The 3,247-nt window shown below is 26.9% G+C and carries 4 protein-coding genes; 3 read left to right on the top strand and 1 reads right to left on the bottom strand.

Annotation, left to right across the window (positions count from 1 at the left end; all coding sequences use genetic code 11):
* Nucleotides 1-236 precede the first annotated feature (236 nt).
* Entirely contained in the window at nucleotides 237-770 is a 534-nt protein-coding gene (locus tag ACRC03_RS16995; RefSeq protein WP_438653791.1) for a hypothetical protein, read from the top strand.
* Nucleotides 771-1,022: 252 nt separating this feature from the next.
* A complete protein-coding gene (locus tag ACRC03_RS16990) occupies nucleotides 1,023-2,162 on the top strand; it encodes an AI-2E family transporter (RefSeq protein WP_438653790.1) in 1,140 nt (379 codons plus the stop codon).
* Between the two features lie 91 nt (nucleotides 2,163-2,253).
* Here ACRC03_RS16990 and ACRC03_RS16985 read toward each other — a convergent pair whose 3' ends face one another.
* The gene (locus tag ACRC03_RS16985) at nucleotides 2,254-2,505 is read right to left on the bottom strand and encodes a hypothetical protein (protein ID WP_438653789.1); all 252 of its coding nucleotides are present in this window, start codon (nucleotides 2,503-2,505) and stop codon (nucleotides 2,254-2,256) included.
* A 164-nt stretch (nucleotides 2,506-2,669) separates the two neighbouring features.
* Here ACRC03_RS16985 and ACRC03_RS16980 point away from each other — a divergent pair, with 164 nt between their 5' ends.
* Complete coding sequence (locus tag ACRC03_RS16980) at nucleotides 2,670-3,074, top strand: cytochrome c biogenesis CcdA family protein (protein ID WP_438653788.1); 405 nt, start codon at nucleotides 2,670-2,672, stop codon at nucleotides 3,072-3,074.
* Nucleotides 3,075-3,247 lie beyond the last annotated feature (173 nt).

The following is a 3,247-nucleotide window of genomic DNA, read 5'->3' as shown; positions in this document are numbered from 1 at the left end:
TAGATGGTCTGATTTAGGAAGGGCTAATGACATAGCCCCTATGGTGAGGTCATACTTCGATACTAGAAATAGACTTCGATTTAATCACTTGCTAATCTCAATGAATCCCCTAGCTTTAGCTATGGGCGAGAATGTCAAGTAAAATTGACATAGTTATAATATCTTATGGACATATAAAAATTACAATGTAAAAAAATAGTAAAATATCAGTGCTATAATATGGAGGAGTTTGACAAATGAAAAAAATATTAATATGCATAATAGGTTTATGCATGAGTGTAGCAATTGGTTTAAGTATTAATAAGGTACTTAATAAGATGCTAGGTGTTTCTTCACAAGAAATCAAGAAGGATAATAATAATGAAAAAATAACAGAAAAAGATAATTTAAAAGGTGATAATAACCTTGAAGAAAATATTGACAAAGAGCAGGATAAAATAAAAAAAGAAGAAGAAGTTAAAAATAGAGAAGAAGAATTAAAAAAACAAGAAAAAGAAAAAATTGAAGCAGCTTATCATCAAATTAAAGATGAAAATAATTATACAATTAAAATAGATGAAGTTTCCCAAATAATGAAGGCTAGAAAGGTAATAGAAGATAAATATGGAAGTAAATATAAAAATGTAATTTGTATAGGATATGAAAAAAACCATGAACTAAATAGTGAATATTATATATTTGGTGAAAATGTAAGAGGGGAAGTAAATAAAGATAAATTATTTTTAGTAGATAAAAGTAATTTTGAGGTTCATGAATATAGAGCTGAATAGAATTAACTTTTCTTTTAACTTGCAATATAGTAGGTTCTTTGACAAACATATTGAAAAAAGATTTAAAACGGATTATAATAAAAAGATAAAACCTCTTGAAGGGGAGTAGCTTTCACTTTGTGATAATCAATCGTCACTTCGGAGAATATCCCGGTTGATTAGCAAGTAATGACTTGTTAGCAAGACCTTCAGAAATAATTTAGTATTTCTGAAGGTCTTTTTTATGTACTTAGTACACGAAAGGAGATTCAAATGAATAACAAAGAAAACATAAAAAAAGAAGCCTTGAAATCAATAAGGTATATAATACCAATAATTGTAGTATTTGTGGGTATATTAGTATTAAAAAATTATTCACACATAACAAACTTTGTAACTACTAATATAGAAACAATAACAGGTATATTAACACCATTTTTCATAGGATTCATAATTGCGTATATACTTAATCAACCTATGAATTTTTTAGAAAAAAAGTTTAAAGTAAAGAGAGGTATTAGTGTAGCTATAATATATATTGTATTAGTAATTATTTTAATATCGATATGGTTATTTTTAGTGCCAAATATAAAATCGAGTATATATGAATTAACGTCATATATTCCAAAAAGTATAGAACAAATCGAAGGCTTAGTAAATTCGTTATCTTCACAATTTAACATAAATATAGATAACCCAAATGCTAAGTTACAGATAAATGAATTTATTACAAAAGTTTTAGTTCCGCTTTCAACTACAACGGTAAGTGTTATAGGAGACGTTATAATAAACTTAATGGGTACAATCGTGTCATATACAGTGAATATATTCCTAGGTATAGTTATATCAATATACTTATTGCTATCAAAAGAACAAGCTTTAGAAAGTATAAATATAATATCTAGAAAATTATTAGGAAAATATTATAAACACATAAAGGAAATTGTAAATGTATTAGATAAAAATATAGGAGTTTATATAGTAGCTAAGGCTATTGACTCCACTATATATGGAGTTTTATGTATAGTAATTCTTTCTATAATTGGATCTAAGTATGCTCTACTTCTAGGTATAGTAGCAGGTATAACTAATATGATTCCATTCTTTGGGCCTATAATAGGTACCATAGTGGTTGTGGTCATAAATTTATTCTTCTCATTCGACAAGGCTATTTTAGTGCTAATTGTTATGATTGTAGTGCAACAGTTAGAAAGTGCTGTACTTGAACCATACTTTGTAGGAAAGCAAGTAGGTGTACCACCAATATTTACAATACTTGTGGTTACCTTAGCAGGTAAGTACACAGGATTTATGGGTATATTATTATCAGTTCCAATAACAGGTGTAATATTAATGTATGTGAAAAGATTTATAGATAAAGAAAAACTTAAAATTGATATAGCCAAAGAGTAACAAATATCCCCTACCTAATTAAAATTTAGGTAGGGGATATTTGCTTAATATAATATAGTTAATAAAATTAGTTGCACAAATATATATTTAGCTAGATGAAGAATGCTAACAATAATAAGCTAGCCCAACCAAATCCTCGTCTCCTACAATTGTTATTACAAGTATTTATATTATTGCAGCAAATATTTTTATTATTATTTATTTTATTACAACAAACTGTTTTATTAGCTGCAACAGGTGGTCTACAAGCAACTGGTTCACAAACACATGGTCTATTAACAGGAGCATTATTACATTTATTATTAAAAACTATTTCTTGACAGTGTTTTCTAGTTGTATTCAAAAATAGTCCCCCTTTCAACTTGTCCTATCTTATAATATGATAAAAAAATATAAAAAGTTACAAAAAAAGTAGAGTATATATTTATGTTATAAATCTTATGTGACAAAGTCACTGTTAAAACTACCATATATTAGGGTATAATGAAAAAAACAAAGGAGATGAATATGGAAAACATAAATTTAATTGTAGTATTTATAGAAGGGCTACTATCCTTCTTATCACCATGTATATTACCAATACTTCCTATATACCTGAGTATGTTATCAAATAGTAGTGTAGAAAGTTTAAAAGAAGAAAAATCTACTTTTGTGAAAAGCTCACTATTTAGAAACACAATATTCTTTACTCTAGGAATATCTGTAACCTTCTTTATATTAGGAAACTCAGTAAACCTACTTAGTAGCTTATTTACAGAGAACAAAGATATAATAAGTTTTGTAGGTGGGATAATAATAGTAATAATGGGATTATTTTATGTAGATATATTAAAGTTTAAATTCTTAAATAGAGAAAAAAGATTTAACTTAAAAGTTAAAGAAATGAATATAGCTACAGCTTTTTTACAATAAATTGCCGAAAAGCCCCCTTCTTTGGATGTGGGGATGAAAGGCAAGGTCTCAAACTATCTTAATAAAGAGAGGTGGAACAACTTCTAGTTATATTAAGTCTCAAATGTTGTATAATAAAAATAATATATGATGAAAGTGGGGTGAAAATTATGGAACAAGTAATAACTGTACAA

It is taken from the genome of Romboutsia sp., assembly GCF_051659545.1.
Lineage (GTDB): Bacteria > Bacillota > Clostridia > Peptostreptococcales > Peptostreptococcaceae > JBOFOR01.
The sequence above is the reverse complement of the archived record's forward strand: the minus strand, read 5'-3'. Positions and strand labels throughout refer to the sequence as shown.

Coding starts and splice junctions, on each gene's coding strand:
- ACRC03_RS16995 (WP_438653791.1), top strand. CDS start 237: ATGAAAAAAATATTAATATGCATAATAGGTTTATGCATGAGTGTAGCA.
- ACRC03_RS16990 (WP_438653790.1), top strand. CDS start 1,023: ATGAATAACAAAGAAAACATAAAAAAAGAAGCCTTGAAATCAATAAGG.
- ACRC03_RS16980 (WP_438653788.1), top strand. CDS start 2,670: ATGGAAAACATAAATTTAATTGTAGTATTTATAGAAGGGCTACTATCC.